The sequence below is a fragment of the Streptomyces parvulus genome (assembly GCF_014648855.1).
GTDB lineage: Bacteria > Actinomycetota > Actinomycetes > Streptomycetales > Streptomycetaceae > Streptomyces > Streptomyces parvulus.
Genome location: NZ_BMRX01000011.1, coordinates 264,331 through 280,483, shown reverse-complemented (window position 1 = coordinate 280,483; position 16,153 = coordinate 264,331). Strand labels below are relative to the sequence as shown.

The 16,153-nt window shown below is 70.8% G+C and carries 13 protein-coding genes; 8 read left to right on the top strand and 5 right to left on the bottom strand.

The features are described 5' to 3' along the window. Window positions 1-44: 44 nt before the first annotated feature. Window positions 45-824: a transcriptional repressor LexA gene (gene lexA, locus IE108_RS23455; protein ID WP_064730184.1), complete on the bottom strand. Its 780-nt coding sequence runs from the start codon at window positions 822-824 to the stop codon at window positions 45-47. Window positions 825-1,464: 640 nt separating this feature from the next. Here lexA and nrdR point away from each other — a divergent pair. Together nrdR and IE108_RS23445 are read left to right on the top strand one after the other, a co-directional pair. Beyond that, a complete protein-coding gene (gene nrdR / locus IE108_RS23450; RefSeq protein WP_064730185.1) occupies window positions 1,465-2,022 on the top strand; it encodes a transcriptional regulator NrdR in 558 nt (185 codons plus the stop codon). 166 nt (window positions 2,023-2,188) lie between these two features. Next, on the top strand, window positions 2,189-5,092 hold the full coding sequence (locus tag IE108_RS23445; RefSeq protein WP_064730186.1) for a vitamin B12-dependent ribonucleotide reductase: 2,904 nt from the start codon (window positions 2,189-2,191) through the stop codon (window positions 5,090-5,092). 83 nt (window positions 5,093-5,175) lie between these two features. Here the strand turns inward: IE108_RS23445 and IE108_RS23440 are convergent, their stop codons facing one another. Next, window positions 5,176-5,709, bottom strand: coding sequence for a TerD family protein (locus tag IE108_RS23440; protein ID WP_064730187.1), 534 nt, complete (start codon window positions 5,707-5,709; stop codon window positions 5,176-5,178). Window positions 5,710-5,875: 166 nt separating this feature from the next. Here IE108_RS23440 and IE108_RS23435 point away from each other — a divergent pair, with 166 nt between their 5' ends. The 3 genes from IE108_RS23435 (at window position 5,876) to IE108_RS23425 (ending at window position 8,165) form a co-directional block, all read left to right on the top strand. Beyond that, window positions 5,876-6,481, top strand: a complete 606-nt coding sequence (locus tag IE108_RS23435) for a YdbC family protein (protein ID WP_064730188.1) — start codon at window positions 5,876-5,878, stop codon at window positions 6,479-6,481. A gap of 106 nt (window positions 6,482-6,587) precedes the next feature. Next, a complete protein-coding gene (locus tag IE108_RS23430) occupies window positions 6,588-7,247 on the top strand; it encodes a histidine phosphatase family protein (protein ID WP_064730189.1) in 660 nt (219 codons plus the stop codon). Between the two features lie 12 nt (window positions 7,248-7,259). After that, the gene (locus tag IE108_RS23425) at window positions 7,260-8,165 is read left to right on the top strand and encodes an ADP-ribosylglycohydrolase family protein (RefSeq protein ID WP_064730190.1); all 906 of its coding nucleotides are present in this window, start codon (window positions 7,260-7,262) and stop codon (window positions 8,163-8,165) included. Between the two features lie 272 nt (window positions 8,166-8,437). Here the strand turns inward: IE108_RS23425 and IE108_RS23420 are convergent, their stop codons facing one another. Further along, window positions 8,438-9,985: an MFS transporter gene (locus tag IE108_RS23420; RefSeq protein ID WP_064730191.1), complete on the bottom strand. Its 1,548-nt coding sequence runs from the start codon at window positions 9,983-9,985 to the stop codon at window positions 8,438-8,440. Between the two features lie 186 nt (window positions 9,986-10,171). On the opposite strand from IE108_RS23420, the gene IE108_RS23415 reads away from it, so the two are divergent. From IE108_RS23415 to IE108_RS23405, 3 genes are all read left to right on the top strand, one after another. Beyond that, on the top strand, window positions 10,172-10,792 hold the full coding sequence (locus IE108_RS23415; RefSeq protein WP_064730192.1) for a TetR/AcrR family transcriptional regulator: 621 nt from the start codon (window positions 10,172-10,174) through the stop codon (window positions 10,790-10,792). Window positions 10,793-10,905: 113 nt separating this feature from the next. Continuing rightward, window positions 10,906-11,607 carry a ribonuclease HII gene (rnhB, locus tag IE108_RS23410; protein ID WP_064730193.1) on the top strand — a complete coding sequence of 234 codons (702 nt, stop codon included), beginning with the start codon at window positions 10,906-10,908 and terminating at the stop codon, window positions 11,605-11,607. Between the two features lie 68 nt (window positions 11,608-11,675). Then, window positions 11,676-12,347 carry a hypothetical protein gene (locus tag IE108_RS23405; RefSeq protein ID WP_079163688.1) on the top strand — a complete coding sequence of 224 codons (672 nt, stop codon included), beginning with the start codon at window positions 11,676-11,678 and terminating at the stop codon, window positions 12,345-12,347. 451 nt (window positions 12,348-12,798) lie between these two features. Here IE108_RS23405 and IE108_RS23400 read toward each other — a convergent pair whose 3' ends face one another. Beyond that, a complete protein-coding gene (locus IE108_RS23400) occupies window positions 12,799-13,413 on the bottom strand; it encodes a hypothetical protein (protein WP_064730195.1) in 615 nt (204 codons plus the stop codon). Window positions 13,414-13,875: 462 nt separating this feature from the next. Further along, on the bottom strand, window positions 13,876-16,041 hold the full coding sequence (locus tag IE108_RS23395) for a RecQ family ATP-dependent DNA helicase (RefSeq protein WP_064730196.1): 2,166 nt from the start codon (window positions 16,039-16,041) through the stop codon (window positions 13,876-13,878). Window positions 16,042-16,153 lie beyond the last annotated feature (112 nt).

Genomic DNA, 16,153 nt, shown 5'->3' with positions numbered 1-16,153 from the left:
GGGTCGGCGGGCCACCGTCCCGGTGTGCCCGCCCGCCGTGGCGCTCAGACGCGGCGCAGTACGGCCACCACCTTGCCGAGGATGGTCGCGTCGTCACCGGGGATCGGCTCGTAGGCCGAGTTGTGCGGGAGCAGCCAGACGTGGCCGTCCTCGCGCTTGAAGCGCTTGACGGTGGCCTCGCCCTCGAGCATCGCGGCGACGATGTCGCCGTTCTCGGCGACCGGCTGGCGGCGCACCGTGACCCAGTCGCCGTCGCAGATCGCGGCCTCGATCATCGAGTCGCCGACGACCTTGAGCACGAACAGCTCGCCGTCGCCGACCAGCTGCCGGGGGAGCGGGAAGACGTCCTCGACCGACTCCTCGGCGAGGATCGGACCACCGGCGGCGATCCGGCCGACGAGGGGGACGTACGAAGCGGCGGGCTTCCCGGCGGTGTCCGTGGGCTGCACGGTGGCGGCCTGGTCGGAGCCGCGCACCTCGTAGGCGCGCGGGCGGTGCGGGTCGCGGCGAAGGAAGCCCTTGCGCTCCAGCGCCATCAGCTGGTGCGCGACGGAGGAGGTGCTGGAGAGGCCGACGGCCTGCCCGATCTCCCGCATCGACGGCGGGTACCCCCGGCGCTGCACGGAGTCGCGGATGACCTCGATCACCCGGCGCTGCCGGTCGGTGAGTCCGGAGCTGTCCGCCCGGATGCCGGGAGGTCGGCCCGGCAGGGAGCGCTTGTGCCCCTCGGGATTCGCGGCGTCGCTCGTCGCGTGCACCGGCTCAGGTCGGCCCTGGGGGCGGTCCTGGGCAGTGATGGTGGCACTGTCGGCGGTGGTGGTCACGTCGGCCCCTCTCGATGGTCTCCCTGCTGCACAACGGTAGTAGCTTTCGAAAGGTTGCGCCAAACACACGTTCGAGTGAAAAAACGCGAATCGCTCGCTCGTACTGCATGTCTGGGTGTATGGCTACCGTGACGCCCGGCGGACAAAAGCGCACATTGCTGTACTCTTCACCGCCGTGGTGACAACCTCGGGGATGTCGCCCCAGTCTGCCATCCGGCAGCCCGTTCGACGGGGTGGGATTGTCATCTGTTCTCATCTGTTGCGGTAGTCCCACCTCCCCTCCGCGACGCGCCCACGCTATCTCCGCATGCGCATGGGCGATACGGCCGTCCGGGTGCCGGGGTGCGGGGCCGTGTGCGTGCGCTCCGCTGTCGCCCGTGCGCGTGTCGCGACCGGGTGCGCGGGTGCGCGACACGCCGACGCCGCCGCGCGGACCTGTGCGTACGGAGACGACTTGCTTGCGAGGCGTGTTTGTATGCGCCAATCCCCACATCTAGTGGTTGGATTGCACGAGCAGCCCACAAGTTGTGGTCCCCCGGGTCTTCGGGTCCGCCGAGATCGCCTATGCTGGGGGCTGCTTCGAGGGGCCTGAGTGCTCTTTCGAGGCTATTGAGTCTGCTGTGAGGAGGGTTCGGAAGCCATGCACTGTCCCTTCTGCCGGCACCCCGACAGTCGCGTCGTCGACAGCCGTACGACCGACGACGGCACGTCGATCCGCAGGCGCCGCCAGTGCCCCGACTGTTCCCGCCGGTTCACGACCGTCGAGACGTGCTCGCTGATGGTGGTGAAGCGGTCCGGGGTCACCGAACCGTTCAGCCGGACGAAGATCATCAACGGTGTGCGCAAGGCCTGCCAGGGCCGCCCCGTCACCGAGGACGCCCTCGCCCAGCTCGGCCAGCGGGTCGAGGAGGCGGTGCGGGCCACCGGAAGCGCCGAGCTGACCACCCACGACGTGGGCCTGGCCATACTCGGCCCGTTGCAGGAGCTCGACCTCGTCGCCTATCTGCGATTCGCCTCCGTCTACCGGGCGTTCAATTCGCTCGACGACTTCGAGGCCGCGATCGCGGAGCTCAGGGAGGCGACGGGGAATCCCGGCGACGACGGCGACGGGGCCGTCGAGGGGAGCCGGGACGCAGGAAACGAACGCGGGTCCGCGGGGGCGGCACAGGTCCCCGAGCCCGCCGGCGCCGCCGACTGACCGGCGGCCGGACCCGGCCTCGGCGCCCGGGCCCGGCCGGACGGCGGCGAGCCACCAAGACCTGTCGCGGACGCAGTGAGAGATGTCCGCGGCACCAGACAGAAACACCGTGCCATGGGAACAAACGTGGCACTTCAGGGCGTTTTCGCCCGTACAGGGAGGCGGCATGACAGAGACGGCGAGCGGTCCGGCACGGAGTTCCCGCGCCAAGGCCACCAAGGCGGGCAAGGGACTCCGCGTCGAGCGCGTCCACACCACTCCCGGCGTCCACCCCTACGACGAGGTGGCCTGGGAGCGTCGTGACGTCGTCATGACCAACTGGCGCGACGGCTCGGTCAACTTCGAGCAGCGTGGCGTCGAGTTCCCCGAGTTCTGGTCGGTGAACGCGGTCAACATCGTCACCAGCAAGTACTTCCGCGGTGCCGTCGGCACCCCGCAGCGCGAGGTGAGCCTCAAGCAGCTCATCGACCGCATCGTGAAGACGTACCGGAAGGCCGGTGAGGACCACAAGTACTTCGCCTCGCCCGCCGACGCCGAGATCTTCGAGCACGAGCTGGCCTACGCCCTCCTGCACCAGATCTTCAGCTTCAACAGCCCCGTGTGGTTCAACGTGGGCACGCCCCAGCCGCAGCAGGTCTCCGCCTGCTTCATCCTGTCCGTCGACGACTCCATGGAGTCGATCCTCGACTGGTACAAGGAAGAGGGCATGATCTTCAAGGGCGGCTCGGGCGCCGGCCTGAACCTCTCCCGGATCCGCTCCTCGAAGGAACTCCTCTCCTCCGGCGGCAACGCCTCGGGACCGGTCTCCTTCATGCGCGGCGCCGACGCCTCCGCCGGCACCATCAAGTCGGGCGGTGCCACCCGCCGTGCCGCCAAGATGGTCATCCTCGACGTCGACCACCCCGACATCGAGGACTTCATCCAGACCAAGGTGAAGGAAGAGGAGAAGATCCGCGCCCTGCGCGACGCGGGCTTCGACATGGACCTGGGCGGCGACGACATCACGTCCGTCCAGTACCAGAACGCCAACAACTCGGTCCGCGTGAACGACACGTTCATGAAGGCCGTCCAGGACGGCGGCAAGTTCGGCCTGACGTCCCGCATGACCGGTGAGGTCATCGAGGAGGTCGACGCCAAGTCGCTCTTCCGCAAGATGGCCGAGGCCGCCTGGGCCTGCGCCGACCCGGGCATCCAGTACGACGACACCATCAACCAGTGGCACACGTGCCCGGAGTCGGGCCGCATCAACGGCTCGAACCCGTGCAGCGAGTACATGCACCTGGACAACACGTCCTGCAACCTCGCCTCGCTGAACCTGATGAAGTTCCTGAAGGACGACGGCAAGGGCAACCAGTCCTTCGACGCCGAGCGCTTCTCCAAGGTCGTCGAGCTGGTCATCACCGCGATGGACATCTCCATCTGCTTCGCGGACTTCCCGACCCAGAAGATCGGCGAGAACACCCGCGCCTTCCGCCAGCTCGGCATCGGCTACGCCAACCTCGGCGCCCTGCTGATGGCGACCGGCCACGCGTACGACTCCGACGGCGGCCGCGCCCTGGCCGGTGCCATCACCTCCCTGATGACCGGCACGTCGTACCGCCGCTCCGCCGAGCTGGCCGCGATCGTCGGCCCGTACGACGGCTACGCCCGCAACGCCGAGCCGCACCTGCGGGTCATGAAGCAGCACTCCGACGAGAACGGCAAGGCCGTCCGCATGGACGACCTCGACACGCCGATCTGGGCCGCCGCCACCGAGGCTTGGCAGGACGTGCTGCGCCTCGGCGAGAAGAACGGTTTCCGTAACTCCCAGGCGTCCGTCATCGCCCCGACCGGCACCATCGGCCTGGCGATGTCCTGCGACACCACCGGCCTGGAGCCCGACCTCGCGCTGGTCAAGTTCAAGAAGCTGGTCGGCGGCGGCTCGATGCAGATCGTCAACGGCACCGTCCCGCAGGCCCTGCGCCGCCTGGGCTACCAGGAGGAGCAGATCGAGGCGATCGTCGCCCACATCGCCGAGAACGGCAATGTGATCGACGCCCCCGGTCTCGCGCACGAGCACTACGAGGTGTTCGACTGCGCCATGGGCGAGCGCTCCATCTCCGCGATGGGCCACGTCCGCATGATGGCGGCCATCCAGCCGTGGATCTCCGGCGCGCTCTCCAAGACGGTGAACCTGCCCGAGTCGGCGACCGTCGAGGACGTCGAGGAGGTCTACTTCGAGGCCTGGCGCATGGGCGTCAAGGCGCTCGCCATCTACCGCGACAACTGCAAGGTCGGCCAGCCCCTCTCCGCCAAGACCAAGGAGAAGGAGAAGACCGAGACCGACGCCGTCGCGGACAAGACGGAGGCGGCGATCCGCGAGACCGTCGAGAAGGTCATCGAGTACCGCCCGGTCCGCAAGCGTCTGCCGAAGGGGCGTCCCGGCATCACCACCTCCTTCACGGTCGGCGGCGCCGAGGGCTACATGACTGCCAACTCCTACCCGGACGACGGCCTGGGCGAGGTCTTCCTGAAGATGTCCAAGCAGGGCTCGACCCTCGCGGGCATGATGGACGCCTTCTCCATCGCGGTCTCCGTCGGCCTCCAGTACGGGGTGCCGCTGGAGACGTACGTCTCGAAGTTCACCAACATGCGCTTCGAGCCGGCCGGCATGACGGACGACCCGGACGTGCGGATGGCGCAGTCGATCGTCGACTACATCTTCCGCCGCCTGGCGCTGGACTTCCTGCCCTTCGAGACGCGCTCCGCCCTCGGCATCCACTCCGCCGAGGAGCGCCAGCGTCACCTGGAGACGGGGTCGTACGAGCCCTCGGACGACGAGGTCGACGTCGAGGGCCTGGCGCAGTCCGCGCCGCTCGCCCAGGAGCTGAAGGCCGTCGCGACGCCGAAGGCCGAGGCAGAGGCGGCCAAGCCCGCCCCGCAGCAGGCGCACACCAGCGCCGAGCTGGTGGAGATGCAGCTGGGCATCCAGGCGGACGCCCCGCTCTGCTTCTCCTGCGGTACGAAGATGCAGCGGGCCGGTTCCTGCTACATCTGCGAGGGCTGCGGCTCCACCAGCGGCTGCAGCTGAGCCGGATCGCGGCTGAACAGCACGGCTGAGTAGAGGTAAGGGGCGTCCGCCATGGCGGACGCCCCTTACTCGTGCCCGTGTGGTCAGGAACGCCGGGCCGCGCCCATGGCGCGGGTGAACGTCGCCGGGTCGTCCTCGAAGCCGTGCACCCCGGCCCGGAACTGCCAGGCGCCGGTCTCGTCCCGGACGAACTCCGCGACCGTCGCCGCGGTGGCGCCGAGGACTCCGGAGAAATCGTCCGTGGCCAGGTCCGTGTAGCCCTCCCGGATCCGCAGCCCCGGACTGGGCACGTCCGCGAAGGTCCGGTCCTCGGCGCGCTGCTGTATCGCGACGCCCACGACCACGCGCGCGTACCGGGCGTCGAGCCGCTCCAGTTCGAGGGTCATGACCTCGTCGAACCCGAAGCCCTTGCCGTCGGTGCTGTCCCGGTTGAGATAGATGGTGCCGTCGGGGGAGCGGCTGTCGAAGTGCACGACGTAGGCGGGATCGCCGTACGGATCGTCCGCCGCGTACGTACCGGCGACGAGGTCCAGGTCGACGGGGGGCTCCCCCGCCGGACCCGGGTCCCACCGCAGCGCGATCTCGACCTTGCCCGTCCCCTTGCTGAGGCCGTTCACAGACTTCCCCTTCCCAGGTCCCCCGCCCTGCCCGGCGACCTGAACTGCCGGGCGGTGACGGCCGGTTGTCCATCCTCCCACGCACAGCGACCCGCATGGTAAGGGCGGTCCGCCGGAGGGTGGCCGGTGCCATGCCCTCCGGGGCCCGTGGCCTTACCATGGCGCGGTGCTGGTCAAGTGGATTCGCTGCACCGTGGTGGACCGCCGCGGTTTCGAGCGGGGGCAGCGGAAGTGGGCGGGGCTTCCGGGGGAGCCGGGTTTTCGGGGACAGGGGGGTGGCTGGAGCCGGCGGCGGCCGGACGTGGCACACGTCTTCGCGTTCTGGGAGAGCCGCGCCTTCTACGACTCCTTCATGGCCAGGTCCCACGACCGGCTCGCCGCCGCCCAGGTGGGCACCTTCAAGGACGCCCGGGTCAGGCTCTTCGACCACCGCTTCGACGTGAAGACGGGCTTCGAACCGCGCTTCACCGACGCCGACCTGCTGCGGGTGGCGCTGTGCCGGGTGCACGAGGAACGGGCCGAGCACTACGTCCTCATGCAGGAGAAGGTCTGGAATCCCGCCATGGCCGGCTCACCCGGCATGGTCCGCGGCCTGTTCGGCGAGGCGCCGGGCCACGAGTACCTCGTGCTGTCCATGTGGCGGGCCGCGGCCGAGCACGGCAAGTACCGCACCGAGCGGATCGAACGGCTCGCCCTGCGCGCCCGGACGGAGGCCGACATCGCCGCCCTGACCGGGGACATCGTGGAGATGGAACCCACCTGGACCGTATGACCCGGGGCCCCGCCCTGCCGCCGCCGGGTGTGGAGACCGTGTGACGTACGCCGTACGGAGCTCGCGGGAGTGCCTGGTTTTGGCGGTATCGATCTAGGGTGCTGGCATGGCACGACCACGGCGCATCGTTCTTGTCCGGCACGGCGAGTCGACCGGCAACGCCGATGACACCGTGTACGAGCGCGAGCCCGACCACGCGCTGGCCCTCACCGACCGGGGCCGGGTGCAGGCCGAGGAGACCGGCAAGGAACTGCGCGACGTCTTCGGCCGCGAGCGGGTCAGCGTCTACGTCTCCCCGTACCGCCGGACCCACGAGACGCTCCGCGCCTTCCACCTGGACCCGGAGCTGATACGGATACGGGAGGAGCCCAGGCTGCGCGAGCAGGACTGGGGCAACTGGCAGGACCGCGACGACGTACGCCTCCAGAAGGCCTACCGCGACGCCTACGGGCACTTCTTCTACCGCTTCGCCCAGGGGGAGTCCGGCGCCGACGTGTACGACCGGGTCGGCGGCTTCCTGGAGAGCCTCTTCCGCAGCTTCGAGGACCCCGACCATCCGCCGAACGTGCTGCTGGTGACCCACGGGCTGGCCATGCGGCTGTTCTGCATGCGGTGGTTCCACTGGACGGTCGCGGAGTTCGAGTCCCTGTCGAATCCGGGGAACGCCGAGATGCGGATGCTCGTTCTCGGGGAGGACGGCAAGTACACCCTTGACCGGCCCTTCGAACGCTGGCGAGATCCGGAACCGTACGGGATCACCGGATAGAGTGGCAGGGCGATGACCGCTCATTCATCCCCCGACGGGCGCCTGGACCGGGCCCTGTCCAGCCTGCGCGGACTGTCCGTGGGCGACGCGCTCGGTTCCCAGTTCTTCGTGCCCGAGAACTATCCGCTGCTGAAACGCCGCGAGCTGCCGCCCGGCACCTGGCAGTGGACGGACGACACGGAGATGGCCTGCTCCGTGGTCTCCGTCCTCGCCACCCACCTGCGCGTCGACCAGGACGCGCTGGCCCTCTCCTTCGCCCGCCACCACGACTTCGACCGCGGCTACGGCCCGGCGGTCAACCGACTGCTGCGGCTGGTCCGCGAGGGCGGCGACTGGCGCGAGCTGGCCGCGGCCCTGTTCAACGGCCAGGGTTCCTGGGGCAACGGCGCCGCGATGCGCATCGCCCCGCTGGGCGCCTGGTACGCGGACGACCCGGAGCAGGCGACCCACCAGGCCGAGATCTCCGCCTACCCCACGCACCAGCACCGCGAGGCGGTGGTCGGCGCCATGGCGGTCGCCGCGGCCGCGGCACTGGCCGCGGACCCGGCCGGCCCGCCGAAGGCGCACGCCCTCCTCGACGGGGTGATCGCACTGGTGCCGAAGAGCGCGGTGGGCGCCGGACTCCGCCGGGCCCGGGACATGCTGGACTACGGCGACGCCGCCACGGTCGCGGCGGTCCTCGGCTGCGGCAGGCGTACGACCGCGCACGACACGGTGCCCTTCGCCCTCTGGTCCGCCGCCCGCGCCCTCGGGGACTACGAGACGGCCTTCTGGACCACCGCCCAGGTGGGCGGCGACGTGGACACGACCTGCGCGATCGTGGGCGGCGTGATCGCGGCCGGCCGGACGGGCGCGCCCCCTGCCGAGTGGGCGGGGCGGGTCGAGGAACTGCCGGAGTGGCTGGCGACGGCGTCCTAGCCCCCTCCGCGTTCTGAGTTCTGCCCCACCCTGCGCTTCCCGCGGGACTCTCCGTGCCTTACGGAAACTCTCCGTGCACCATGGGAACTCTCCGTGACGATTCATGCGTTCTCATGACAACCGCTGTGAGAAGTGGCCGCCGGGACGGGGCCAGTGGTGTCGTGAGGGGGTGGGGCGTGGACGCTTTCGAGTCGCCGGCCGGACGCGGACGGGGCGGGCAGGAGGAGCCGTCGCGGACGGATCCCCGTGCCCGCCCCGGCGGGACCGCCCGGTCAGCCGATGCCGGGACCGGCCGAGCCGGACAGGGCCTCCAGGTCGCTCTTGCGGACCCGGATGAGCAGCCATGCCGTGAGCAGGGCCAGGACGGCCATGGCCGCCGCGGGGATGAAGGCCGCAGAGATGCCCTGCGCCAGTACGTCGTGGCCCCAGGGCGCCGGCAGCTGCTGCGTCTGCGCGAACTCGGCCTTCTGCTCCGGCGAGCCGTTGGCGAGGAAGTCCGGCACCTGCTTCTCCGCCTCGTCCCGGCTGGCCGTCCCGAAGACCGTGGTCAGGATCGCCAGACCGATCGATCCGCCCACCTGCTGCATCGCGTTGAGCAGACCGGACGCCGCGCCCGCCTCGTGCTGGGCCACTCCGGAGACCGCGGTCAGCGTCAGTGTCACGAAGTTCAGTCCCATGCCGAAGCCGAAGATCAGCATCGGACCCAGCACACCGCCGACATAGGAGCTGTCGGAGCTGATGAGGGCCTGCCAGCCGAGTCCGACCGCGGCGAGCGCCGAACCCGCGATCATGAACGGCTTCGGTCCGAAGACCGGCAGGAACCGCTGCGAGATCCCCGCGCCGAGCGCGATCACGACTGTGACCGGCAGGAAGGCGAGGCCCGCTTCGATGGGCGTGTAGCCCAGCACGTTCTGGACGAACAGCACGATGTAGAAGAACATGCCGAACATCGCGGCGGCCAGGCTGAGCATGATCACGTACGTTCCCGACCGGTTGCGGTCGGCGAACATCCGCAGCGGGGTGATCGGCTCCTTGGCCCGCGACTCGATGAAGGCGAAGGACAGCAGGAGCACCACGGCCGCCGCGAAGGAACCGATGGTCAGGCCGTCCCGCCAGCCCTCGTCCGCGGCGCGGATGAAGCCGTAGACGAGGGACGCCATGCCCGCCGTCGAGGTCACCGCGCCGGCGATGTCGAAGCGGCCGGAGTGCCGTTCGGACTCGCTGATGTACATCGGGGTGAGCACCGCGATCAGCACGCCGATCGGCACGTTGACGAAGAGCACCCAGCGCCAGTCCAGCCACTCGGTGAGCATGCCGCCGGCCAGCAGCCCGATGGCGCCGCCACCCGCGGACACGGCCGCGAAGACGCCGAAGGCCCGGTTGCGTTCCGGGCCCTCGGGGAAAGTGGTGGTTATGAGGGCGAGCGAGGTGGGCGAGGCGATCGCGCCTCCCACACCCTGCAGGACGCGTGCCGCCAGCAGCTGCCAGGGTTCCTGGGCGAAGCCGCCGAGCAGCGAGGCGAAGGTGAACAGGAGGATGCCGGTCATGAAGACCCGGCGCCTGCCGAGGATGTCACCGGCTCGGCCGCCGAGCAGGAGCAGGCCGCCGAAGGTCAGCGTGTAGGCGCTGACGACCCAGGTGAGGTCGGTGGTGCTGAAGCTGAGCGCTTCTTGAATGTGCGGGAGCGCGATGTTCACAATCGTCGCGTCGAGTACCACCATGAGCTGGCAGGCCGCGATGACGGTGAGCGCGATGCCGGGATGCCCCTCCCGGCGGGCCGCTCCCGGCTTCTGGTCTCGGATCAGAGAAGAGGTTGTCACTGTGAATCCCCCACGAATCACTTAGTGAACGACAGCGTTCACTGTTGCCGCAACGTTAGTGACTCCCGCACAGTGAACGCAACCGTTCACTTTCGGCGTCGTCGTGTGTCCCGTCCCCCTTGTGGCCGCGCGGCGCCCCCTCCCGTCCCCGAAACCCGCTGCACCCGCTAACTGGAGACCCGCGACATGGTTGCTTCGAACTGGGTGGCCGCCTCCGCCCAGACGTCCTCGCGGCGGCGCGGAGCCGTCCTCGAACGCGCGATCCTCGACGCCGCGCTGGAGCAACTCGGCACCGTCGGCTGGAACGGCCTCACGATGGAGGGCGTCGCCGCCGGCGCCCAGACCGGCAAGGCGGCGGTGTACCGGCGCTGGCCCTCCAAGGAGGACCTCGTCGCGGACGCCCTGCGGTCCGGGCTGCCGCGCTTCGACACGGTGCCGGACCTCGGCGGCGTGCGCGAGGACTTGCTGGCGCTGTGCCGCCGGGCGCGCGACGCGATGTTCTCCCGGCCGGGGCTCGCCCTTCGCTCAGTGGTTCACGAATGCGACAACGTCCAGGCCGAACGCTTTCACGGCGTGATCGTCAAGGGTGTCGTCGAGCCGACCCTCGAGATGCTTCGTGAGGTCATCAACCGCGGAATAGAGCGGGGTGAGGTCCGCCGCGACGCGGCCAACGCCTACGTCTTCGACTGCATCCCGGCGATGATGATGTACCGGTCAAAGATTTGTGCCAGTGAATGGGCGGATCGCGAGATCGAGGAAATGATCGACCAGTTGATGGTCCCGCTGCTGCGGCCGGACGGAGCCTGATCCGCGTCGGTCCGCGTCGGCGGGCGTCCCCGATCGACCACCGTGAGTGCTTCGGCGCTCTTCGGGGCCCGGGGTGTCGCCGGGGGTTGGCGTCGGCGTAGGCTGGGTGCGCCATGCCGTACGAACCACCCACTCACACCGTCGAGCGCTCCCTTCGCGCCACGACCGGAGCGAAGATCATTGCCGGTGTCGACGAGGTGGGGCGGGGTGCGTGGGCCGGTCCCGTGACCGTCTGCGCCGCGATCACCGGACTGCGCCGGCCGCCGGCCGGTCTCACCGACTCCAAGCTGCTCACCATCAAGCGACGCACCGAGCTCGCCCTCGAGTTGCGGACCTGGGTGACGTCCCATGCCCTCGGGCACGCGTCTCCCGAGGAGATCGACGCCATGGGCATGACCGCCGCGCTGCGACTGGCGGCGGTGCGTGCGCTGGAAGCCCTGCCGGTCCGCCCCGAAGCCGTCATCCTCGACGGCAAGCACGACTATCTCGGGGCGCCTTGGCGGGTGCGTACGGTGATCAAGGGTGACCAGTCCTGCGTGGCCGTGGCGGCGGCTTCGGTCCTGGCCAAGGTCCAGCGCGACAAAATGATGGCCGAACTGGGTGTCGACCATGCAGACTTCGCCTTCGCGGACAACGCCGGGTATCCGTCGCCCGTGCACCGGGCCGCACTGGAGGAGCGGGGGCCCACCCCGTACCACCGGTTGTCCTGGGCGTATCTTGATGCGCTGCCCCAGTGGCGGCATCTCAAGAAGGTCCGCAGTTGGGTGGACGGAAGCGTTCCGGAAATCGAGGGTCAGCTCGGCTTCGATTTCTGACTGTTCCGCTCGCAGACAGGTGCCACCCGCCGACGCGAGCCGCACCAACGTTTGATAGATATCAGCTCATGCCTCTCATTCCCGAGGAGCCTCAGATTCACGAGAAGGCCCAGGGTCCCCGCGCCACTCCGGCCAGCGGCCGTACCGCGTCGACCCCTCGCCCCGTACCCGGCCCCCGTCCCGCGGCTCCGCCGCGCCCCGGTCGCCCCGGCCCGGTGCGGCCGACCGCTCCGGCGCAACGCACGCCGCGCGACACGGCCGCCGTCAAGCCCGGACCCCCGGGCCCCGCCACGCCGTCCGCCCCGGCAGTCGCTCCGGCTGCTCCGGCAGCGGATGCGGCCACCGTCACGACTCCGCAGATCCAGCTGATCCCGGCCACGCCCGACGGTGCGCTCGACGCCGCCGAAGAGGCCGTGGACCTCCTGCTGGACTCGGGCCGCACCCCCGGTGACGTGCTGGTGATCACCACCGGCGAACCGCACCCGTGGGCCGCCCACGAACTGTCCTTCGGCGATGCCGCCTACTGGGCTCAGCACGACGCGGGCGACGACGTCTTCTACGCGGACGCCGCCGTCGCGGAACGCGCCAAGTCGCGGGCCGTGGTCGTGGTCGCGGTCAACGGCGGACCCGAAGCGGCCGCCGCCACCGCGCTCGCCGCGGCTCACACCCGGGCCGGCGCCCTGCTGATCGTCTGCGGGGAACCGCAGCGGATCAACTTGGTGCTGGGCGCGGGAGTCTGAGCGGTCCCGTCGCACGCGGGGGCCGCCGGTCACTCCGGTGACGCGGCGGCGCCGGTGCGGATGCCCGGTGCCTGTCCCGGGCGCGCCCGATGGGTGGCGGGCCGGGGACGCCGTTCCCGGTCTCGACGCTCGGCGTGCCCGCGGCTGTCATCGCGGCGGCGTGCGCTTCCGGGCGCGACGTGCGCCTACGGACGCGGCGTACGGCCGGGCGTCCGTCGTCCCTCGCACGGTGGTCTCGTCAGCGTGCGCAGGGGGTTTCGGCCTTGAGGTGATCAAGGTCGTGCCGGACTGCGTGCCTTGCCGCGCCGTGCCGGGGGTCAGGCGTGTCTGCGGCGGTCGCACCTCTGCGAGGCGCGGGTTCTGTGCCCGCACCGGTGCGGGGCACGGTGCGTCTGCCTGCCGGAGCCACTCGTGCGGTGGCCCTTGCGGCCACCATGGGGCTCGCCGAGGGTCAGCGGGCCGCCGCCCTGCGAAGTACGTCCGACGCGACCCCGCCCGTGCGGGGTGGCGGAGGCGGCGTCTCCGACGTGGCGAAGGGCTCCGGCGTCGAGGCCGCGCTGGGCCGACGCCCGCCGCGGCCCTCGCCGAGTACCTGCCACCCGTCGCGGGTCAGCGTGATGTACGCGCCGCAGCGCAGCCCGTGCAGTGTGCAGGCGTCGCGCAGCCCCCACATCCACGCGCCGTCCTCCTCCGTCCAACGCGTGTCGCCTTCACGGCAGTAGAGCAGCACGGCGGTGCGCACCGGCGTGCGGCGCCGCAGGTCGTGCGGGATGACGCGGCGCAACTGCGAGAGCAGCGCGTTCCGGAACATCCACCCGTCCGCCGGGGAACGCCGACTGGTGAACGAGGCGCTGGCGCGAAGCCGTTCGTCGGGATCCAGTACGGCCACGATCGCGGTCGCCGGCCTGGGACGGTGCCGGGAGTGCAGGCCGCTGACGACCTCCCGCGGATTGCGCAGCAGCGGGATTCCGGCGGCGGACCACTCCGCCGGTTCGAGCAGGCGAGTGGCGGAAGCCGCGGACGACGAAAACGAGGCGGCCGAGGACGGAGCGAATCCGAAGGTCACGTTCCTCCCTTCGGCTACGCGCCCACACTGCGGGCAGGGGTCGGATTCGGGGAGCGCGCACCGCAGTGAAGCCCTGCCGGATCACGGACGGGCCGTGCGGGGAGCGGACTTCAATTCTTCCTGCCGAACTTGGATGCGGCAACGAGCAATTGGGACCGACGACCGATATCGGCTGAAGCGCGTCCTATATCCCTACCCGGAGTGTCGCCCGGTGACGCCTGGGACTCGGAACGTGCGAGGCCGGAGGCGGCACGAAGGCAGGCCCCGGCCTCGACCTCGGCTCGCCGGCGTGGGCATCCCGCCGGGCGGTGTCGGCACCTTCGTACGCCTCGGCGTCAGCCGCCGGTCCCGCGGAGGCTGGACGCGCGGGCCGGCCGTGGGGGCGTGTCGCGCCCGCGGGCGTGTCCCGTTGGGGTCCGTGTCCCACCCGCGCGGCCTGTCGGCGTCCGCGTCGCACGCGCGTCACCCCTGCACCGCCAGGACCAGCGGCAGCACCCCCTGGGCGCCGGCGCGGCGGAGCAGGCGGGCGGTCACCGCGAGGGTCCACCCGGTCTCGGTGCAGTCGTCCACGAGGAACACCGGCCCGTCCAGTCCGGCGAGGGCCGACGCGAGGGCGTCAGGCACAGTCAGCGCGCCGTCCAGCGCCTTGAGCCGCTGCGCGCTGTTGCTGCGGGAACCGCCCGGCGCCTCACCCGCGTACTCGACCCTACCGAGCAGCGGAAGCCTGCCGATCTCGGCGATCCGGGTACCGAGGGAGTGGATCAGCTGCGGCCGGGTGCTCGAGGCGACGGTCACCACGCCGACGGGCCGCGGCGGGGCTTCGGCTGCGCCCTGGGCCCAGCCGCCGGGGCCCTTCGCCCAGTCGGCCAGTACCGTCACCACGGCCTTGGCGACGTCGTCCGGCACGGGGCCGTCCGGTGCCTGGGCCGCGAGCATCGGCCGCAGCCGGTTGCCCCAGCCGATGTCGGAGAGCCTGCCCAGCGCTCTGCCCGGCGCGGCCTGTTCCTTCGCGGGAATGCGGCCCTTGAGGTCGACGCCGATCGCCGGGAGCCCGGTGGGCCACATGCGTCGCGGCTCCACCTCGACGCCGGCCCGCCCCAGGTCGTCCCGAGCGGCGTCGAGGGAGTCGGCGGAGGTGTCGGCCGTGAAACGGGCTCCCGCGCAGTTGTCGCACTGGCCGCAGGGCTTCGCGCCCTCGTCGTCCAGCTGCCGTTGCAGGAACTCCATCCGGCATTCCGACGTCGCCGCGTAGTCGCGCATCGACTGCTGCTCGGCGTCCCGCTGGCGCGCGACCCAGTCGTACCGCTCCGCGTCGTACGTCCACGGCTGTCCGGTCGCGATCCAGCCCCCCTTGACCCGCTTGACGGCCCCGTCCACGTCGAGGACCTTCAGCATGGTCTCCAGTCGGGAGCGGCGCAGCTCCACCAGCGGTTCCAGCGCCGGCAGCGACAGCGGACGCTCCGCCCGCCCGAGGATGTCCAGGGTGCGGCGCACCAACTCCTCCGACGGGAAGGCCAGCGAGGCGAAGTACTGCCAGATCGCCTCGTCCTCCTTGCCGGGCAGCAGCAGGACCTCGGCGTGCTCGACACCGCGTCCGGCGCGGCCGACCTGCTGGTAGTAGGCGATGGGGGAGGACGGGGAGCCCAGGTGCACCACGAAACCCAGGTCGGGTTTGTCGAAACCCATCCCCAGCGCCGACGTGGCGACCAGCGCCTTGACCCGGTTGGCCAGCAGGTCGTCCTCGGCCTGCTGCCGGTCCGCGTTCTCCGTCTTGCCGGTGTAGGAGGCCACGGTGTGGCCGCGCTGGCGCAGGAACGCCGTGACCTCCTCGGCGGCGGCCACGGTGAGCGTGTAGATGATCCCGGAACCCGGGAGCCGGTCGAGGTGGTCCGCGAGCCAGGCCATCCGGTGCGCCGCGTCCGGCAGTCGCAGCACCCCCAGACTCAGGCTCTCCCGGTCCAGCGGACCGCGCAGCACCAGGGCGTCGGACGTACCGCCCGTACCGAGCTGCTCCGCCACGTCGGCCGTCACGCGCGCGTTGGCCGTGGCCGTGGTCGCCAGGACGGGGACTCCCGGGGGGAGGTCGGTGAGCATGGTGCGCAGCCGCCGGTAGTCGGGGCGGAAGTCGTGGCCCCAGTCGGAGATGCAGTGGGCCTCGTCGACCACCAGCAGTCCGGTCGCGGCGGAGAGCTTGGGCAGTACCTGGTCGCGGAAGTCCGGGTTGTTGAGCCGCTCAGGACTCACCAGCAGGACGTCGACCTCACCGGCCGCGATCTCGTCCTGAACCGTGTCCCACTCCTCGGTGTTGGAGGAGTTGATGGTCCGGGCACGGATGCCGGCCCGGGCCGCGGCCTCGACCTGGTTGCGCATGAGCGCGAGCAGTGGGGACACGATGACCGTCGGACCGGCGCCCCGGTCCCGCAGCAGGGCGGTCGCCACGAAGTACACCGCGGACTTGCCCCACCCCGTGCGCTGGACGACCAGGGCCCGGCGCCGCTCGGCGACCAGCGCCTCGATGGCCCGCCACTGGTCCTCCCGCAGCTTGGCCTCGCCGGAGGCGTCGCCGACGAGGCGGGCGAGGACCGTGTCGGCCGCTGTCCGGAGATCCGGGTTGCTCGTGTGCTCCATGCATTCCATACAACAGGACGGGACCGACAATCGGGCGGGCTGTGGACGAGCGGACGGTGCCGGGGCCGCCGCCGCGCCCGTAGTGACGCGTCCCTGATCGAAGTTATCCACA

Excerpts from the sequence above, each read along its gene's own strand:
- nrdR (WP_064730185.1), top strand. The coding sequence starts at position 1,465 with ATGCACTGTCCCTTCTGCCGGCACCCCGACAGTCGCGTCGTCGACAGC.
- IE108_RS23445 (WP_064730186.1), top strand. The coding sequence starts at position 2,189 with ATGACAGAGACGGCGAGCGGTCCGGCACGGAGTTCCCGCGCCAAGGCC.
- IE108_RS23430 (WP_064730189.1), top strand. The coding sequence starts at position 6,588 with ATGGCACGACCACGGCGCATCGTTCTTGTCCGGCACGGCGAGTCGACC.
- IE108_RS23425 (WP_064730190.1), top strand. The coding sequence starts at position 7,260 with ATGACCGCTCATTCATCCCCCGACGGGCGCCTGGACCGGGCCCTGTCC.
- IE108_RS23415 (WP_064730192.1), top strand. The coding sequence starts at position 10,172 with ATGGTTGCTTCGAACTGGGTGGCCGCCTCCGCCCAGACGTCCTCGCGG.
- rnhB (WP_064730193.1), top strand. The coding sequence starts at position 10,906 with ATGCCGTACGAACCACCCACTCACACCGTCGAGCGCTCCCTTCGCGCC.
- IE108_RS23405 (WP_079163688.1), top strand. The coding sequence starts at position 11,676 with ATGCCTCTCATTCCCGAGGAGCCTCAGATTCACGAGAAGGCCCAGGGT.
- IE108_RS23395 (WP_064730196.1), bottom strand. The coding sequence starts at position 16,041 with ATGGAGCACACGAGCAACCCGGATCTCCGGACAGCGGCCGACACGGTC.